The organism is Metabacillus crassostreae (assembly GCF_016908395.1).
Taxonomy (GTDB): domain Bacteria; phylum Bacillota; class Bacilli; order Bacillales; family Bacillaceae; genus Metabacillus; species Metabacillus crassostreae.
The window spans coordinates 849,390-868,429 of the sequence record NZ_JAFBDU010000001.1 but is presented as its reverse complement, the minus strand read 5'-3'; the positions used below and the strand labels follow the sequence as shown (position 1 = coordinate 868,429).

General features: G+C 36.3%; 20 protein-coding genes and 2 riboswitches. All 20 genes read right to left on the bottom strand.

Translation table 11 applies throughout. The features are described from left to right. Positions 1-72: 72 nt before the first annotated feature. The 20 genes from JOC75_RS04720 to JOC75_RS04625 are packed head-to-tail and all read right to left on the bottom strand — an operon-like array spanning position 73 to position 18,054. A complete protein-coding gene (locus JOC75_RS04720) occupies positions 73-918 on the bottom strand; it encodes an energy-coupling factor ABC transporter ATP-binding protein (RefSeq protein WP_204952931.1) in 846 nt (281 codons plus the stop codon). A gap of 18 nt (positions 919-936) precedes the next feature. After that, positions 937-1,728: a cobalt ECF transporter T component CbiQ gene (gene cbiQ, locus JOC75_RS24460; RefSeq protein WP_204952930.1), complete on the bottom strand. Its 792-nt coding sequence runs from the start codon at positions 1,726-1,728 to the stop codon at positions 937-939. Next, positions 1,725-2,003, bottom strand: coding sequence for an energy-coupling factor ABC transporter substrate-binding protein (locus tag JOC75_RS04710; RefSeq protein ID WP_204952929.1), 279 nt, complete (start codon positions 2,001-2,003; stop codon positions 1,725-1,727). Before JOC75_RS04710 ends, cbiQ begins: the two co-directional genes overlap by 4 nt. Before the next feature lies 1 nt (position 2,004). Further along, complete coding sequence (locus JOC75_RS04705; protein ID WP_204952928.1) at positions 2,005-2,766, bottom strand: energy-coupling factor ABC transporter permease; 762 nt, start codon at positions 2,764-2,766, stop codon at positions 2,005-2,007. Position 2,767: 1 nt separating this feature from the next. Beyond that, positions 2,768-3,430 carry a 5,6-dimethylbenzimidazole synthase gene (gene bluB, locus JOC75_RS04700; RefSeq protein ID WP_204952927.1) on the bottom strand — a complete coding sequence of 221 codons (663 nt, stop codon included), beginning with the start codon at positions 3,428-3,430 and terminating at the stop codon, positions 2,768-2,770. Between the two features lie 12 nt (positions 3,431-3,442). Then, entirely contained in the window at positions 3,443-4,336 is an 894-nt protein-coding gene (locus JOC75_RS04695; protein ID WP_204952926.1) for a GHMP family kinase ATP-binding protein, read from the bottom strand. 29 nt (positions 4,337-4,365) lie between these two features. Beyond that, a complete protein-coding gene (locus JOC75_RS04690) occupies positions 4,366-4,935 on the bottom strand; it encodes a nitroreductase family protein (RefSeq protein WP_204952925.1) in 570 nt (189 codons plus the stop codon). Beyond that, positions 4,923-5,708, bottom strand: coding sequence for a uroporphyrinogen-III C-methyltransferase (cobA, locus tag JOC75_RS04685; protein WP_204952924.1), 786 nt, complete (start codon positions 5,706-5,708; stop codon positions 4,923-4,925). Before cobA ends, JOC75_RS04690 begins: the two co-directional genes overlap by 13 nt. Positions 5,709-5,727: 19 nt before the next feature. Further along, a complete protein-coding gene (locus JOC75_RS04680) occupies positions 5,728-7,245 on the bottom strand; it encodes a cobyric acid synthase (RefSeq protein ID WP_204952923.1) in 1,518 nt (505 codons plus the stop codon). After that, positions 7,238-8,614 (bottom strand): cobyrinic acid a,c-diamide synthase CobB, encoded by a 1,377-nt coding sequence (locus JOC75_RS04675; protein WP_204952922.1) that lies wholly within the window; start codon positions 8,612-8,614, stop codon positions 7,238-7,240. Before JOC75_RS04675 ends, JOC75_RS04680 begins: the two co-directional genes overlap by 8 nt. Before the next feature lie 15 nt (positions 8,615-8,629). Beyond that, entirely contained in the window at positions 8,630-9,754 is a 1,125-nt protein-coding gene (locus JOC75_RS04670) for a cobalt-precorrin 5A hydrolase (protein ID WP_204952921.1), read from the bottom strand. Continuing rightward, positions 9,751-10,524 carry a precorrin-4 C(11)-methyltransferase gene (gene cobM / locus JOC75_RS04665; protein WP_204952920.1) on the bottom strand — a complete coding sequence of 258 codons (774 nt, stop codon included), beginning with the start codon at positions 10,522-10,524 and terminating at the stop codon, positions 9,751-9,753. The genes JOC75_RS04670 and cobM overlap by 4 nt, the downstream gene beginning before the upstream one ends. After that, positions 10,524-11,225: a precorrin-2 C(20)-methyltransferase gene (gene cobI / locus JOC75_RS04660; protein WP_204952919.1), complete on the bottom strand. Its 702-nt coding sequence runs from the start codon at positions 11,223-11,225 to the stop codon at positions 10,524-10,526. Before cobI ends, cobM begins: the two co-directional genes overlap by 1 nt. Beyond that, positions 11,222-12,445: a precorrin-6y C5,15-methyltransferase (decarboxylating) subunit CbiE gene (cbiE, locus tag JOC75_RS04655; RefSeq protein ID WP_204952918.1), complete on the bottom strand. Its 1,224-nt coding sequence runs from the start codon at positions 12,443-12,445 to the stop codon at positions 11,222-11,224. The genes cobI and cbiE overlap by 4 nt, the downstream gene beginning before the upstream one ends. Next, positions 12,435-13,547 (bottom strand): cobalt-precorrin-5B (C(1))-methyltransferase, encoded by a 1,113-nt coding sequence (locus tag JOC75_RS04650; protein WP_204952917.1) that lies wholly within the window; start codon positions 13,545-13,547, stop codon positions 12,435-12,437. The genes cbiE and JOC75_RS04650 overlap by 11 nt, the downstream gene beginning before the upstream one ends. A 3-nt stretch (positions 13,548-13,550) precedes the next feature. Beyond that, entirely contained in the window at positions 13,551-14,198 is a 648-nt protein-coding gene (locus tag JOC75_RS04645; RefSeq protein WP_204952916.1) for a precorrin-8X methylmutase, read from the bottom strand. Positions 14,199-14,210: 12 nt separating this feature from the next. After that, a complete protein-coding gene (gene cobK, locus JOC75_RS04640; protein ID WP_204952915.1) occupies positions 14,211-14,990 on the bottom strand; it encodes a precorrin-6A reductase in 780 nt (259 codons plus the stop codon). Beyond that, on the bottom strand, positions 14,987-15,931 hold the full coding sequence (locus JOC75_RS04635; RefSeq protein ID WP_204952914.1) for a sirohydrochlorin chelatase: 945 nt from the start codon (positions 15,929-15,931) through the stop codon (positions 14,987-14,989). The genes cobK and JOC75_RS04635 overlap by 4 nt, the downstream gene beginning before the upstream one ends. 46 nt (positions 15,932-15,977) lie before the next feature. Continuing rightward, positions 15,978-17,618, bottom strand: coding sequence for a precorrin-3B C(17)-methyltransferase (gene cobJ, locus JOC75_RS04630; RefSeq protein ID WP_204952913.1), 1,641 nt, complete (start codon positions 17,616-17,618; stop codon positions 15,978-15,980). A 52-nt stretch (positions 17,619-17,670) separates the two neighbouring features. Next, positions 17,671-18,054: a (2Fe-2S) ferredoxin domain-containing protein gene (locus JOC75_RS04625; protein WP_204952912.1), complete on the bottom strand. Its 384-nt coding sequence runs from the start codon at positions 18,052-18,054 to the stop codon at positions 17,671-17,673. Between the two features lie 154 nt (positions 18,055-18,208). Continuing rightward, positions 18,209-18,401, bottom strand: a riboswitch (cobalamin riboswitch). 367 nt (positions 18,402-18,768) lie between these two features. Continuing rightward, a riboswitch (cobalamin riboswitch) is annotated at positions 18,769-18,968 on the bottom strand. Positions 18,969-19,040 lie beyond the last annotated feature (72 nt).

The following is a 19,040-nucleotide window of genomic DNA, read 5'->3' as shown; positions in this document are numbered from 1 at the left end:
AATATCACAATGATAGGAAATTAGGATGTTGAGTTAAAAAAACCATTCCTAGTCTATATATTAGGAATGGTTTTATATTGGTAATAAAGAAGCTAGCTTTTCTATTAACTGTTTTTTAGAGAGCGGGTATTCTGTGGCTATTGAAGCATGATGTTTAGCTAAAACTTGCTGATAAATTTCAAGAGTCATAGGTTGTTCTAAATGACATTGATTCAATAACTCTTTGTTTTGGAAAACTTCAACAGGAGTTCCTTGGGCCATAATAGCTCCATTATGCAAAATAATGATTTCATCAGCCCATTCATATGCTAAATCAACATTATGAGTGGACAACAAGATTGTCCTATTTTCGTGATGAATATCCTCTAGAATTTTCATGATTTTCTTTGCGTAATAAGGATCAAGACTTGCTGTTGGTTCATCTAAAACCATAAGCTCAGGATTCATTGCGATAATTCCCGCAATCGCAACCCGCTTCTTTTGTCCTAAACTAAGAAAATGTGGTGGTTTGTCCTTAAAATCTCCAGTTTCAGTTAGCATAATTGCTTCATTAACAGCAAACTGAATTTCTTCTTGAGTTAAACCAAGATTCTTCGGACCGAATTTAATGTCTTCATAAACACTTGATGAAAATAACTGAGTATCAGGCTGTTGAAAAACAATTCCAACTTTCTGACGAAGTTTTTTTAAATCTTTTCGTGAATATGAGATTTTTGATTCGTTAAAAAAAAGATCTCCGCTAGATGGTTTTAAAATCCCATTTAATAATAAAAATAAAGTAGACTTCCCTGCACCATTATTTCCGATTAATGCGATCTTCTTTCCCCTATCAATATGCAATGTTAACCCCTTTAATACGAGTGTTTTATCAGGGTATTCATAAGTTACGTTTTTCATTGAAACAATTGGTGTTTTCATCTGTCCCTCCATTATGTGTTACCTTGTGAAAAACGCAAGTGAAGTAAGTGATGTTAAGCAAAAAACAATAAAGAGGATATGTTTTTTTCTGTAAACTAAGTTGTGATCAACATCATACAACCCTTCATCTCCACCTCGACTATCAATAGCAATTTGAGTTTCTCTTGCATAACGAAGTGACTTTATTAATAAAGTCACTACGAGCATACTAATTGAAGAAAGTGACGAACGGTAGGTATGATAGCCCAACCGACTTGATTGCGCGATATAGATTTCTTGGAGATTTGCTAATAATACAAAAATAAACTGATAAGTAAGCCCTATTAATTCGATGAAAAGTACCGGTAGTCTCAGTTTTCTTAATACCCAAATTAGTTGATGTAAAGGGGTTGTTATTATTAAAAAATATAAGCAGCTAACACTGGATAAAACGGTTGTTATCAGTTGATAGGCTTGACTTAGACTATAGGGACTTATATAAACAACCCACGAGGAGATGTTCATACTCCAAATGAAGGTATTTGGTAAATCTGTAGATGGTGCAATTGAAATAAGTAGTGTAAAAATACTAGTCAGTAAAAAGATTGCTGGAATCAGTAATAACTTTATATATTGCCAAAATGGTATTTTAGCAGTAAAAATAATTAACAAGCTCATTGTACAAAATGAAAAAATTGTAATCAAAAGATTTTCAGTTAAAATCGAGAAACATAAGAAGCTAATTGTTAATAAACATTTTTCTGCAGGATGAACATTTTTTAGAGCATTAGTATTGGCGTACTGATCAATCCTTAGTATAGAATTGCTCATTGCTTAGACGTATATTTTGTTCTAGCACGTCCAAAGCCAATAACATAGCCAATAATGATTGCCCCAATTGCAGCTTGTAAAGAAAAAAGTAAGCTTTCTGTTTCGCCACCTGGAGGTGACCAGAAAGGTTCAAACCATGGTTTATAGTTCGGTGCAAGTTCAGTAATCGCTTCCTCTGCTTGTCCATCTGCACCACCAAATTCAGTGTTCTTTTGAATGAAAAATGGAAAAACTGCTAAGAGAATGACAAATAAAAATAAAATCAAATTTTTCATGTTAACTAGCTCCTTTCATCATCTTGAGCTGATGTAATTCAGGTGAATTATATTTTGTTAATAAATTCATGACAATAACAGTTAATAAGCCTTCACTAATAGCGATTGGAATTTGTGTTAAGGCAAAGATACTAGAGAATTTCGTAAATGATCCTAGAAATCCACCTACTTCAGCAGGAAAAGCTAAAGCTAACTGGATTGATGTTACTAAATAGGTTCCTAAATCGCCTAACATTGCAGCGAGAAAGACAGCAATAGAAAAAGAAACACCGAGCTTGCGAGTTATGATAAATACACCAAATACAATAAATGGACCGATAACAGCCATTGAAAATGCATTTGCACCTAAGGTTGTAATACCTCCGTGTGCTAATAGCAAGGATTGAAATAACAGCACGATCGTTCCGATAACAGTCATTACTGTTGGACCAAATAAAATGGTTCCTAACCCGACTCCTGTAGGATGTGATGAGCTACCTGTAACAGAAGGGATTTTTAATGCAGATAACACAAAAGCAAAAGCTGCTGATAATCCAAGCATAATTTTTAATTCAGGATTTTCTTTTAGCTTCTTTTTGATATTTCGTAAACCAAAAAGAATAAACGGAAGAGTTAAACACCACCAAAAAATGGCCCAGCCTATTGGTAAAAAGCCTTCCATAATATGCATTGCAGCAGCTTCTTCGTATGAATTAAGCCAAAAATATCCTGTTAACCCTAAGAGCAAAAGTAGTGTTGATGTTTGAAATGTTCTTTTTTTCATTTTAATCCTCCGTATTCTGTTCGATCTCTCCCCATTTTTCATATGAAATCAATTCAGAAAGGTTGCGTCTTTTTTCCCAATTTTCTGTTTCTAAGATGGGAGCTTTTGGATAGTTATCTGTATATCCAACAGAAAGTAATGCTACAGGATCAATATGTGGTGGAATGACCAAAATATCTCGTATATCTGCTTTTTTATAAAAGCTTACCCACCCCATAGCCACACCTTCAGCACATGCAGCTAACATCATATTTTGAATGGCACAAGCTGTAGACATAAGATCTGTTTCAGGTATTGAGTTCCGTCCAAGAACATGTGAACCACCTCTTGTAGGATCACATGTCACACAAATGGTGTATGGTGCTTCTTTAAGTCCCTCAATTTTTAATGCTAAGAATTTTTCTGCTCGTCCATCATTTTCATAATGAATACTAAGTGCTCTTCGTTCCTTATCAGCTGCCCATGCTAACTTTTCTTTTACCTTGTCAGATGAAATAATAATAAAATTCCAAGGCTGCATAAAACCAACAGAAGGTGCATGATGTGCTGCCTCTATTAGTTGAAAAAGGATTTTTTCAGGTACTGGGGTTCTTAAAAAGCTTCTTATATCTCTTCTTGTTTTAATTACTCGATGAACTGCTTCTTTTTCATCTTTGCTAAACATTCATCATGTCTCCTATCTAATAGGTGTTGAAAGATTTTTTAGCTTACTAGATGTATTTGAGTAAAATCTAGGAATTAATTGATTTCTCACAGCAAAGGTATTTAGCTTTTCATAGAACTGCTGTAGGCTTGTCCCTTCCACTTCCTTCGGGTCATACAAAATTCCCAAAATTGTTCCACTATGTGCAGTAACAATACCACCTTGACATAATGAAGAAAGGTAATCGATTTGATGGAACAAAGGCTTTGGAAGGTATTGTTCATTTATTCTTGCACTAATCGTTGATGCGCTCATTATCGAAGGTAAATATTGATGTTTAATACCAATTTTAACGAGATCATAAGCACTTTTTAGATCTTGAAGCTGTTGAGATGTGTAGTGAATTTTTTGCTGATTATATAATACCGTATCAACTGTTCCTCCTAGGTCAAAGCCTATTAAGTGGTAAGGTGGAAGTTTACCGAGCTTTTCAATAAGTGTTCCATTGAGATAATCATACGCAACAATATCTTTGTACATCACACCATCAGTTGGTTCAATATCACTAGCAATTTCTGAAATCAATTCTTCTGAAAGTGATAAAGAATAGCTATCCGCAACTGCTACAATGCTTGCAACTATATCAGCAGAGCTACTGGCCATCCCTTTTCCTCTTGGTATTGACGAATACAATCGTAAATAGCCACCACTTGGTAAATTAAACCTTGTTAATAGCTTTTGACAAGCTAATATCGCTTTTGAAAACAGTTCATGTCCAATTATTTTATTTTCGCTAAATTGAGGGATAAAGACTGCCTTTGTTTTTAGTTCGGATATTGGAAATGTTAGTAAAAAAGGTTTGTTTTCAAGTATTCCTTGAACTAATTCACCAAATGTCCCATTGCAATCTCCATAGCCAACTTTCATCACTTATCCCTCAATTTCTACTGGTCAACCTATAACCACGTTGTTTTTTCTTCATAAGATGTTCGTTTAGGATCTTTCATTTTACTTAGTTTTTCTTCATCTGGATATCCAATAAATAGATTGCCAACAACCTGTTTATTTTCTGGTGAACCGATGAATAGAAATAGTCTTTCATCATGTACTAGACCTACACCTCTTGTTCGCCAAACAAATCCAAGTCCTTGCTCTTTAGCAGCTAGCCACATCGAATGGATTGCACAGCAAACGGCGTATTCATTGTCTTTTGTTGCTTCTGGATCATCAGGTACAATATCTGAAGTAACAATAATATGTACAGGTGTTGTTGTTAAAACCTTTAGTGAGCTTTCTACTAAATGCGGTTTTGTTGGAAATCGCTCTAGTAAATATTCTTCTGCAAGCTTTTCATAGCGCTGTTTTGCTTCATCCTTTAATACATAAAAACTCCAAGGCTCTCTCATTTTATCATTTGGAGCCCATGTTGCAGCATCAAGTAAAATGTTGATTTTTTCATCCTCTACATCTTGTTTACGGTAATCTCGAATAGCTCTACGACTTTTAAGCTCGTTTATAATTGACATACTTCCTGCACCTCACGTTCATTTCTCTCTTGAAACCATTTTATTTTTTCGCGTAATGAAACAACTTCTCCGACAATGATTATTGAAGGATGCTCAATTTTTTCATCAATCACGATTTGTTCAATTGTTTCAAGTGTTCCAGTAACTGTTCGTTGTTTAGTAGTTGTTCCCCATTGAATAACAGCAACTGGAGTTTGAGATTTTCGGCCATTTTCGATTAGCTTTGTACATATATAATGAATATTACCTACACCCATGTAAAAGGCCAATGTATCGATTCCTTGAGCAAGAGCAGACCAATTTAATGTATCTTGTTTTTTATCTGCGCGACCATGACCTGTTACAATTGCAAATGATGAGGCATGATCTCGATGTGTAACGGTAATACCTGCATAAGCGGGAGCTGCAATTCCTGATGTAATACCTGGTACAATTTCAAAAGGAATATTTCTTTCAGCAAGTACTTCAGCCTCTTCACCTACACGACCGAATACACAAGGATCTCCTCCTTTTAACCGTGTGACTACTTTTCCTTCCATAGCTTTACAGATTAATAGCTCGTGAATTTGTTCTTGAATTAATTCATGCTTACCTGGAAGTTTTCCACAAAAAATTAGCTCGGCATCAGATTTTGCATGTGTTAATAATTGTTCATTTACTAAACGATCATATAATATGACATCTGCTTCTTGGATACATTCTAATCCATAGACAGTGATTAATTTTGGATCTCCAGGTCCTGCACCAACTAAATAAACTTGTCCTTTTGTCATGTCCATCCCTCTCTTTCTTTTAAGTAGTTACTGATTTTTGTTGAAATTCTGCCATTTTGTTCTCGATGTACTCTACATCAACATGCTTCCTTACATGATCAGCTAAATTGTCATATGCTTCTTCTCGAATTTGGTTAAATGAGCTTCTATTCATAATAGGAGGTAACCCTTTTTGTTGACGAACATTGTTTAGCATTGCTTCACGAAAAGCATCATTATGGAAAATTCCATGAAAATACGTACCAATTACTTTTTCATCGAAAGCTTTGCATCCATCCAAGCTTGAAGCTAGCTTTATAAGTGGAGCATTGTAATTCTCTAGCTTAGTTTCACCCATATGAATTTCATAGCCTTTTACGAGATAGTTTTGCTTCTGATACGTTAAAACGCCCTCAGATAATGTGGTGGTTTTTTCTTGAGTGATTGTTGTGTGTAAAGGTAATAAGCCTAGTCCTTCTGTTGAATAATGTGGTGATTCAATGGCAAAGGGATCATTAACCTGTATGCCGAGCATTTGATAGCCACCACAAATGCCAAAGAAAAGTGTTTTCCCTTTTTGCTGAAGTTGAGCTAGCTTCTGAGCAATTCCACTGTTTTTTAAAAACTGTAAATCTTCAATTGTATTTTTACTTCCTGGTAAAATCACGATATCCGGATTTTTTAATTGATCTACTTTTGTTATAAAGCGAACATGACAATCAGGTTCAATTGTAAAAGGATCAACATCAGTAAAATTAGAGATTTTAGGATATTGAATAACAGCAATATCAATTTCTTTATCTTCATCAGAAAGAGCTGTATATGAATTTAATATAACTGAATCCTCAGCATCGATATTTAGATGTTGAAGATATGGGATAACTCCTAACACTTTTTTACCTGTATAGTTCTCAAACCAATCAAGTCCAGGCTTCAAAAGACGAATGTCTCCCCTGAATTTATTGATGATCACACCAACAACACGATCACGATCTTCTTTTTCTAGTAATTGGAGAGTACCTACCAAACTAGCAAATACACCGCCTTTTTCAATATCTCCTATTAACACTACTGGTGCATTTGCCATTTTTGCGACCCGCATATTAACTAACTCACGATCATTTAAGTTCACTTCTGCTGGGCTACCAGCACCCTCGATAACAATTCGTTCATAGGTTTCCTTTAAAACGGCAAGTGATTCTTGAATTAACGATAACCCTGTATGAAAGAATTCTCTTCGATAAGCACCAGCTTCCATGTTTCTATAAGGCTTACCATGAACAACAATTTGGGACTCATTCAAGCGATTGGGTTTGATTAAAATCGGATTCATATTTGTTGTGGCTTGTATATTCGCAGCCTCTGCTTGAACACCTTGCGCCCTGCCAATTTCTTTTCCATCAAAAGTAATATAAGAATTCAGCGCCATGTTTTGCGATTTAAATGGAGCTGTTTTATAGCCATCTTGAACAAAAATGCGACAAAAAGCAGTGACAATCACACTTTTACCAGCATCAGAGTGTGTTCCTTGAAACATAATTGGAAGTGCTTTAGACATGGGCTTTTCGTTCCTGACATGTGGTGATCCACTTTTCAACCATTTCGACACATGATGCAAAATGAAAGTGAGTATAACCAGCCACAAGGTTATCCTTTAAATACCCCTCTTGTTTCATACCGCGCATTCCCTTTGTTTCATAAGCATAATCAAAATTATTTTCAGAGTGAAACGTACTATAGTGAAATTCATGACCTCTTGCTTGTTGTTGATCGCTAAGTAGGAAATTTCCCTTATTTCCTGTTATTTCTCGATAACCTAATGCTGCAAGCTTTGATTGCATTTTCACCATTCCAGGAATAATTCCAACCATTTTATAAGTATTATCTTCTGTTGTGGAGATAGAATCCGTCAAATACATAAACCCACCACATTCCGCAAGTGTTGGCATGTTTTCATTAATTTTTTGTTGAAATGAGTCAAGCATCGTCTTGTTTTCGGAAAGATCCTTCGCATACTCCTCAGGAAATCCTCCACCAAGATAAAGTCCATCAATATCTTCGGGTAGATGCTTATCTGTTAATGGAGAAAAATAAACAAGCTCAGCACCATAAGATTCTAAGATTTCGAGATTTTCTGGATAATAAAAGTTGAATGCGGCATCCTTTGCAACGGCAATTTTTACTGAAGATTCCTTTTTCTTACGGAAGATAGAATGGTTGCTTTCTTCTGGAAGATCAGGGGCAACTGCTAAGGCTAACAACTTATCAAGATCAATCGTGTCTAGTACTAATTCTCCTAATTTGTCAAAAAAGTGATCAAGCTCTCCTCTTTCAATAGAAGGGATTAGTCCTAGGTGGCGTTCAGGTATTTCAATATCCAGCTCTCGTTTCATATAGCCTACAACGGGAATACCACATTCCTGCTCAATTGCTGTTTTGACAATTTTATAATGACCTTCACTTCCTACTCTGTTAGCAATCACACCAACAATATTTGGGCCTTCTGCTAAAATCTGAAATCCTTTGACAATGGCTGCAGCACTGCGCGCCATACTTGCGCAGTTTACAACAAGTAATACGTGGCTTTGTGTGATCATACTAATATCCGCTGTACTACCTTCATTATTTTTAGGGTTTTTCCCATCAAAAAAGCCCATTACACCCTCGATAATTGAAAGATCTGCTCCTTTACTTCCATGAGAAAAAATATCAAGTACCGTTTCTTTAGGCAGCATCCAGCTATCTAAATTACGAGATGGTCTCTTTGTTACAGCAGTGTGATAGGAAGGGTCAATATAGTCAGGACCACATTTAAATCCTTGAACTGTTAAGCCTTTTTTCATAAAAGCGGACATTAAACCGATTGTTAGTGTTGTTTTACCAACACCACTTCCTGTACCAGCAATAACGAGTCGTTTATGAGACAAATGAATTCCTCCTTTCTAATGAGAAATAAGTGCGACTGACAATGTCACATTACCTGATTTTTTCTTCGTGATGACTAAAGAATCAGCACCACTATAAAGGCGAGCTGCAGGTTCACTTACAGCATATGCACCAGTATATTTGAAAACGGTGTCTGAAGGAGTATCGATTTTAACTGAATTTAATTGTTCAGGTGTGTAATATGTAAAGTCCCATTGATATTTTTTTGCAACAGCTAATAAGCCTTCCTCATCTTTTTTAAGATCAATTGAACAAATGGCTTTAACGCTTTTGATTGAGAATTTAAGTTCCTCTAAGGTTTGCTGTATCACTTGTTCAATCTCATCTAAAGAAGTTCCGCGATTACAGCCGATTCCTAGAGCGATAACTTTAGGACGATACAGGACACCGTTTTGTAAAAGCTGTTGTTCTTCATTTGATAAAAGACGATGTGTTACAAGGAGAGCCGCTTTTGGTTTCGCATGTATCGCTTCTTCCATCGTTTCATAAACTGTTAAATGAGAAGGAAGTGGTTTGTCATAATTCCACCAGTTTTTTTCGCCGGATTCTTGGACAATCGCTACAGGTTCCTCGTTGACTACAGACGCGCTAACAGGTGTTAACTTTTCAGCACTATCCCACACCCAACCAAATTTGCGACCGAATAAATCAACAGGTATTGTTTTTTGAACATCAGAAGCTGTTGTGATTACAGGTGTTGCATCAAGATGATCAGCAAGCTCTTTTGTTAATTCATTTGCTCCACCTAGATGTCCTGATAAAACACTAATCACATGGTTACCTTTATCATCAATTACAACAACTGCTGGGTCTGTTTTTTTATCTTTTAGCAAAGGAGCAATCATTCGAACAACAGCCCCAAGTGAAATGATCATCACAATACCTTTATAAGATGAAAATAGTGAAGGCAATAACATCCTAACATTCCCCTCAAAAAGAGTAATATTGCGTTCAGTTTCATCTCCACGTTCAAATTTGCTCATATAAAATAAATCTGTTTGAAGGAATGTTGAATGCAATTCCCGAGCTAGCTCAACACCATGCTTTGTAATCGCGACAACTGCGTAGCTTCCAGTCGGTTGCAAAGTGAGCTGTTTCCCTTCAGCTAAAAGGAGTGTCATGATTTCACTCCTTTACGAAATCCATGTGTAAATTCTTTATCATAAAGCTTAGAGCGAAAATCTTTTTCATGAATATCCTTGTCCAATGCCCAACCAGCTAAAATCATTGCTTGTTTACGAATACCATTTACACGCATATCTTCATCAAGATTTTCTAATGTTGAACGAACAATTTTTTGATCTGGCCATGTCGCTTTATAGACAACACCTACAGGAGTATCCTTGCTCCAGCCAGCATCAAGAAATTCTTTTACTATTTTTTTTGTAAGTGTTGCACTTAAAAATAGAGCAACAGTACAATGATGCTTTGCAAGATCTCTTAGCTTTTCTTTATCAGGAACAGGTGTACGACCTTCAGCACGTGTTAAAATAACGGTTTGTGTTAAATCTGGAATCGTAAGTTCAGCACCTAAAGCTGCGGCCGAAGCAAAAACAGAGCTAACACCTGGAATAATTTCCACAGTTACATCTTGTTTATTCAAAATAGCGATTTGCTCCATTATCGCTCCGTAAACAGCTGGATCTCCAGTATGAACACGTACAACTTTTTTCCCAGATGTAACACGATCAACCATAAGCTCGACCATTTCCTCTAAATGCATTCCAGCTGTTTTAATGATTTCCGCTTCTGGCTTTGCTTTAGCAATTAACTCAGCACTTACTAATGAATCTGCATATAACACAACATCTGCTTGCTGTAATAAAGTTAAGCCTTTTACTGTGATTAAATCTGGATCTCCAGGACCAGCACCTATAATTGTGATTTTCATTATTTTCTCACCACCATTAATGTTAAATATTCTAATTCGACACGATCTAGTTCATGAATATCCCAGATGATTTCTTCATCTGAAGTCACTTTTGTTACTACCGATGCTTTATCAAGTAAATCTAAATCTCTTAGAACGTGAAGCATTAAATCAATCACCTTTGCTACTTTGATAAAAATAACACAATCATGATCTACTAAAGCTTTTTTCATAGCTTCATAATCATCTTGTGCAGGAATAATCGCAACATGATCATCACCCTCAGCTAGAGCAATTCCTAGTCTTGATGCAGCTCCATTTATTGAAGAAATCCCAGGTACAGTTTGGATAGTCACTTCAGGATAACGTTCCTTCATTAAGTTCATCATATGAATAAATGTGCTATATAAAAGAGGATCTCCCTCTGTTACAAACGCAACATCTTTCCCAAGCTTTAATTTTTCCCACACAAGCTCAACAGTTTGTGACCACTCTCGTTCCAAAATATCAGGATCTTTTGTCATTGGAAAAACAAGTCCAAGCATTTCCTTTTCACCTGGTGTGATGTACACATCAATAATTCGATGAGCATAGCTTTTACTACCTTTTCTTTTCTTTGGGTAGGCAATAACAGGTGATTCCTTTAGTTTACGAAAAGCCTTCACCGTAAGAAGTTCAGGATCTCCTGGTCCAACCCCTAATCCGTATAAAGTTCCAATCATGTTCTTTCTCCTTTCGGATGCTTTGCTGTAATGATATAAATCGGATTTAATGCCTCAAATCTTGTTAAGTTTAATATTGGCTTACTTCTAGAAACTTGAGCTAGAGTAATAGTCGTTTCAAGACCATTCTCTTTAAATAGTTCAACAGCTTGTGCAAGATTTTCAATTGTCACAGCGTTTAGTACTATTCGTCCGTTTTCATTTAACCGATGACAACAAACAGATAAGATATCTGCCATACTACCTGCCGTCCCACCAATAAATATTGCATCTGGATTTGGAAATTCATCTAATCGTTCAGGTGCTTTTCCTTGAACAACTGTAAAATCGGTTCTGAATTTCACCATATTTGCGTGACAATTTTCAAGATCATGATCATTTTTTTCAATCGCAAATACTTGACCTTCCTTTGCAATTAAGCAAGCTTCAATCGCTACAGAGCCCGTACATGTGCCAATATCCCACACAATGCTATTTTCTTTTAGCTTTAATTCACTAAGACTAAGGGTACGAATTTCTTTTTTTGTTAATAAACCTTTTTCAGGCTTTCTTTGGTGAAATTCTTCATCATCTATTCCAAATGAGTAGGTGATTGGCTGTGAAGTTTGTTTTAAAATCACAACATTAAGCGGAGAAAACTCAGCGTTCTCCAATTCTTCTAACTCAAAATATTGACATCTTTCGTTTTCCCCACCGAGATTCTCTGCTACAAATGCTCTATATTCATTTATCTGAAATGAGCGTAAATAACGAGCAATCTTAGCTGGTGTGTTTTCTGCATCTGTCAAAATAGCAATCTTTTTTTTGCCATTTATTTTTTGCGCAAGACCCTTCATGCTGCGACCATGAACACTAACAACATATGCCTCTTGCCAGCTTTCATTCATTTTTGCAAAGGCCTGCTGAATCGAGCTTATGTAAGGATAAATTTCAACATCGAGCTTTGTGGCTAAATATCGTCCAATGCCATAAAATAATGGATCACCAGAAGCTAAAACTACAATTTCTTTGTTACTTTCTTGATGCTGTTGAAGTGATGTGACAAGTGTAGATAGAGCTCCTTTGATGACAATTTTATCTCCATCATAGTCCGGGAAAAATGCTAATTGCCTTTCCCCACCAACTAAGATTTCGCTATCAGAAATCCATGATTCATAGATTGGTAGAAGACTGTGTTTTCCATCATCACCAATGCCAATTACTTTAATGTTAGTTGTCATCTTTTCCTGCCTTTCCAAGCAACAAGCCTTTCATTGTATACAGATTTGTTTCTATTGATAGTCCACCTTTTATTTCCTTTAAGCCTGATTCACAGCAATATGTACATAATTGTGTGAAAAAAGAGTAATAGCCATGTTCATAAAGGATGTCACCAACTTGAGAGGCTGTATTGGCTTGTTCTATCTTTTCAATGAGTTGCTCATCAGTCACACCAATTTCCTTGGCAACTTCAGCTAAAAAGCCAAAGTCAACAGGTGCACTTTTTGAATGAACCATCATAACTCCTTGAGCAACTTTTGAAAATTTCCCCATCATTCCGACTAATGAAACCCTTTTGATTCCTTGACGTTTGCATTGCTTTAATGTAAAACCTACAAAATCTCCCATTTCAATAAATGCTTCCTCTGGGAGCTCAGGGTATTGCTTCATGGCGTATTTTTCACTTCGTCCACCAGTGGTAATCACCACATGCTCACAATTACTAGCTCTTGCTACACTTATTGCTTGTACAATACTCGCCATATAAGCAGAGCTAGAAAAAGGAATAACAGTCCCTCGTGTTCCTAAGATCGATATCCCACCGATAATACCAAGTCGTTTATTAAGCGTCTTTTCAGCCATTTTTTCTCCGTCTGGTACAGAAATAACGATCGAAATTCCTTTTGTAATACCATACTCAGAAAGAACGCCTTCAGCTGTTTCAAGTATCATTTTTCGTGGAACTGGGTTAATTGCAGCTTCACCAACAGGAACTGGTAAGCCCTCTTTTGTGACACGACCAACACCAATTCCACCATCAAGTGAGATACCAGATTCATTTTGCCAAGAAACAGCTGCCTTAATAAGGGCACCGTGTGTAGCATCAGGATCATCACCAGCATCTTTTATTGTGCCAGCTTCAGCAACTGTATGCTCAACCAAACAGCTTTCCATCTCAAATGTGACAAATTTTCCAACAGGCAAATAAATCGTTGCTTCAAATTGAGGTTCACCTGTAATTAAGGCAATTAGAGCGGCTTTTGTCGTCGCTGTCGCACAGGCTCCTGTGGTATAGCCTGAACGCATTTCTTTTTTATCTTTCTTTTTCGTTTTTTCTTTCATTTTTTATTCCTTTTCAGCTAAAAGAGAGATTGCATTTAACGCTGCAACCGTTACGGTACTACCACCTTTTCTACCTACATTTGTAATAAAAGGAATATCTAATTTTGCTAATTCCTCTTTAGATTCCGGTGCTGAAACAAAGCCCACCGGAAGTCCAATAACAAGACTAGGTTTAGCTATTCCGGCTTTAACAAGGCGTATAAGCTCTAATAAAGCTGTAGGAGCATTACCAATCGCGAAAATTCCTCCATCAAACTGTTGAATGGCTTTTCTAACCGAAATAATGGCTCGAGTGGTGTTTAAGCTTTTAGCTTCCTTCATCACATCAGGATCAGAAATATACACATTTACACTACCGCCATGCTTTTCAATACGAGCTTTGCTTACTCCAGCTAAAATCATTTGTACATCAGCATAAACTTGTTCTCCGTTACGTATTGCATCAATTCCAGCTTGAATGGCTTTTTCATGGATAATCATACTATGACCTAATTCAAAATCAGCTGATGCGTGAACAACACGTTGAACAACTTTATATTGTTCCTCTGTAAATGAGTGCTCTCCAAATTCAGAGTCAATCATCTCAAAGCTAATTCCTTCAATCTCTTGTGGTTGGACTGTTAAAGGTTTAAAATCTGTTAAAAAATCCATTTTATTTTCCTCCTAAATAGATATTGGTTTTGGTAATAGTTCATCGATTTTATGTAAAACATCTGAAAACGTTGAAAAAGATTGACCATAATCTACTTTTGGTCGTTTAATCATAATGACTTCAATTCCTAACTCAATTGCTGCATCAAGCTTCTCGTCAACAGAGCCTGCTTTTCCGCTTTCTTTTGTAATCATTGTTGTTACCCCATATTGTTTATAAAGAGCGGTGTTAAAATCCTTAGTAAAAGGTCCTTGAATCGCCACAATATCTTTTTGGGGGAAACCTAATTCCGCGCATTTCTCCATATTATCTTTTCGTGGTAGCATTCTTGCAATCACACGTGTGTTGTAAAGTGGAAGTAGCTTTTCTGTGAAAACCTGTAGTGTCTTACTTCCAGTTGTTAACATAATGACACCTTGTTTTTCGGCTGCTTTTTCAGCTGCATCCGCATAGCTATCAACAAGTGTAATTAAAGGATGAAGAAAATCCTGTGATTCTCTTTCATAGCGAATATACGGGACATTCGCATCTTGTGCACCCTTTCTTGCTTGAATACTTGCTTCCTCTGCAAACGGATGGGATGCATCAACAACTAATGTGAATTCTTGCTGAGTAATAATTCTAGTAAAATCTTCACTTGTAAGTCTTCCAACGATCACTTTCAGTCCTACTTTTTCCATTTCACTTCCTGCATTTTCAGTTACAACTGTTGTGACAATATTGTATCCTAGCGCTTGTATTTGAAGTGCTAGCTCTCTTGCATCACTAGTTCCGGCCAAAAACAAAATCATATTTTTTGAACCTCATGATGATGTTCATGTTTGTGATCATGGTTATGATGGTGATCGTGTTCGTGATGATGGTCGTGGTCATGATCATGGTCATGGTCATGGTCATGGTCATGGTCATGGTGGTGATGGTGATCAATATGCTGCATGGCATCAATTCGGTAAACACATGTATCACAATTCATTTTGACTTCGCCTTGTATTGCTTCTTCAATTCGATCAGAAATAATCTTCTTTAGACGTTCATGAAACCCGAAATAACCTGCTAGCTTAAATTCAACTTCTGGATAGCTTTGCTGAAATTCTTCGATTAAAAGTTCTAGTCGTTTAATTAATACACCTGTAAACAAGAAATAAGGTAGTATGACGATTTTCTTTGCGCCTAATTTTACACAGCGATCAACACCCTCTTTTATAAGTGGATCAGTTACCCCCATAAAAGCAGGCTCTACAAATTTATAAGAAAGCTTCTCCCATAATAATCTAGTAATCTTATATAAATCACTATTTGCATCAGGATCACTACCACCACGGCCTAATAAAATCACCGCTGTATCTGGATCATGTTCATTAATTTCTTCGCCAACTTCTTCTAATCGACTTTTACAAATTTCTAATGTCTCTTCATGAATACCGAATGGTCTACCATATGTAAAGCTAACATGAGGGTACTTTTCCTTTGCTTCATCAATCGCTGCTGGAATATGAATTTTGGAATGTCCTGCTGCTAAAAGCATAAGAGGAATCACAAAAATACTTGTTGCTCCTTTTTCTACACATGCCTGAATTCCTTGGTTAATTGTAGGTCTTTCAAATTCTAAGAAGCATGTTTCAATCAGTAAGTCACTATCAAGATAAGGCACTAATTCCTCAATTGTTTGACGAACTTGCTCATTACCCTGGGGATCACGACTACCATGGCCAACTAATAATACTGCTTTCATATTCATCTCTCCGATCTCTTTTTAAGGATGTTTTCGTAAAACTTTCTTAATCTCCACATGGAGCTGGTTCTATTTCAATCTTTGGTGTCATGTCCTTATATTGATAGTGTTGAATTTTACCCACACGTTTGAAATATTTGAAAAAACGCTCATTTGGATGGCCTTTTTCTTTGTACTCTAAAACAATTTTTTCAATTAATCCGACAATTTCACCAGGCTCAATTCCCTCTGCAACAGGCTGTCCTGCATGTGCGGTTCTACCAACAGTTTTGGCTCCTAAAAATAAATCAAATTTGCCTTTTCTAAACACAATACCAATATCTTCGTTAACAGCACCAAAGCATGCCATTCCACAACCATTAAACCCTAGCTTTAATTCCTTTGGTAAATCAAGACCACTTAATCTTTGATGGATTTCTTCTGCGTGAGGTATGGAATCTTTTTTCTCACCCTCACAAAAGTCACACGCTTTTATTTGAAAAACATCTCCAATTGGCTCTAAAATAAACCCAACATCCTCTAATTTTTGCGTTACCCTTTCTGGGTCGGCTGTAGGAACTTTTACATAAATTTGATGATGTGGAGTATACTCCATTGAACCTTCTTCACCAACAACTTCTGCTAATGTAATAAGCTGTGATGGTGTGAATTTTTTGTTAGCAATACCAGGGCTAACAGCAAATTCGAAGATAGACTCTACAGGATGATGAACAGCTGCAGGAGGAGTGCTCTCAAAAGTCTGATTTCTTTCTACTTTACTAAGCGCTTCAATGGCTAATTCTAAGGAGGAAATTGTTGATTCTGTAGCTAGTCCCTTTTTTTCTTTTACTGCAACATTTGTTACAGAATCATTTTTCCCTTGATGAAGGGCCCATGGCTCATTTTCATGGCGTAAACGTTCATGTGGTCTCAATCTCTGCTCTGTTGTGTTTAACGTATATTTTCGTTGATATCCTCTTGGTGTGATAATTTTATTGTCATATAAAAAGGTTGAGGAATTTCCAATAACAACGGTTGTTAACATGCCAATATCAAAATCTAGCATATGCTCAAGATCAGTAATTTCAATATGCTGTCGATCACGGTAAGCGCTTTTGACAAGTCCTACAGGTGTACGTGGTGAACGATATTTCAGTAAAATTCTTTGTGCCTCTTGAATTTGTCTTGTGCGACGACCACTTTTCGGATTATATAAAGTGACGACAAAATCGGCTAGTGCTGCAGCTTCTAGTCGTTTTTCAATTAAATCCCATGGTGTTAAATGATCACTTAAACTAATTGTGCAGGCATCATGCATAACTGGTGCACCAAGTAAGGATGCGCAAGAATTGATCGCAGATATTCCTGGAATCACCTCTACTGACACACCTGTTGCTTCTTTCCAGCCCTTTTCAATGAGTACCTCATAAACAAGACCTGCCATCCCGTAAACTCCAGCATCACCACTAGAAATCACTGCAACTGTTTTCCCTTCTTCTGCGTAACGAACTGCTGCTTGGGCACGACTTACTTCCTCAGACATTCCTGTACTAATGATTTCTTGATTTGTGAGTAGATCTTTAATTAAATCTACATATGTTTTATAACCAATAATATAGTCACTTTCTTTTATTGCATCCATTGCTCGATTTGTCATATGTTCAAAGCTTCCTGGACCAAAGCCAATGACAAGTAACTTTCCTCGCAAAATATGATCATCCTTTCATAGGTTACTAGCTCTACAAACTACCAAATGAGAATTACACACTTTCTTTAATCGGTTTTGTGATTCCTTTAATAGATTTACTTGTTTCAGGTGCAACAAATGATTCATTTTCATAATGATAGATCACTGCTTCCTCTAAAACTTTTCCACCTGCCAAGTGTGTTTGGACAATTTTTCTACCTAGATCTGCTGATAGGGCCTTGTACCAAGTTCCTTCTGGATAAACAATAGCAACACATGCATCCTTACATCTTCCATTACAACGCGTGCGTGTTGTGTGAATTTTTGCTTCTAAATCTAATTTTGTAATTTCATCGCGAATAGCCTGTGTTACTTCTTCTCCGTTTTTTCTCATACAGCTACTGCCATTACAAATAAGTACATGATGCTTTGTTTCTGATAAATTCCAAGTCGTCATGCTTTGACACGTCCTTTTTTAAAAAATTGATCTATATTTTTGGATATTAGTAGAAACCAACTAAAAAAACCTCTACTTAGGTAGAGGTGTACAAATACGCATAATAATACAAATGCAATATTTATAACACATCTACCTATTTTCCCGTAGGTATGTGTATACAATAAATTAGGCAGGTTTCCTGACTTAGGATTATAGATTACAAGTGTCTTCCCGATTTTATTAAATCAGTGACAATTAACATGCAAGCTCCCCATAACAGTGGCGGGTACCGTGACGGTTTTTCACCGTACTTCCCTTTTAACCATGCATAAAAATGCTATGGCACCTAATTTGATTTTTTCATTTAACTAGTTTAATAGTTATTACAATTTAGTAGAGAATATGTCCAAATGCCATGTGATAATAAAACTTTTTTTCATCTAAAAAAGTAAGACGTTGACTTTGTCTATAAAGCTTCAAGTGTTTGCATTGATTTTTCATACTATACTTTCTCTTCATCATGAATATTGGCTCTCTTTTTGACATGTATCTTAGATGTAGTTGCATTTTATTCGTTTAATATTGGTTTCTGCTGATTTTAGTTTTATTACAAATCAACATAAAAAATCCGCACACGATTGTGAGCGGATGAAAACGATAGCAGCATGAAACAAGAGTCATTCTTGTTATATGTATTGCGATCGTTTCACCTTCTCACCTCCCGAAGAAACTGAAACTTGATAAATTAAGACAGGTCTCCTGACTTGTGCTTCATTCTACTTTAAGACCTTCCCATCTAAAACCTTTATACTAGAAAAGGATTTTAAACAGTGGTTTACTTATTTCGTCCACACTTACAGTTGCGGGAACAGCTCTGGAGTTTCACCAGATTCCCTATTAAGCCGTTAGGCATCTTAGTTTATTGCTTCTATTTAATTATGTATGATTGTCTATTTGCTATAATATATGAATATTCGATGTTTTTCAATAACATTTTTACTTCT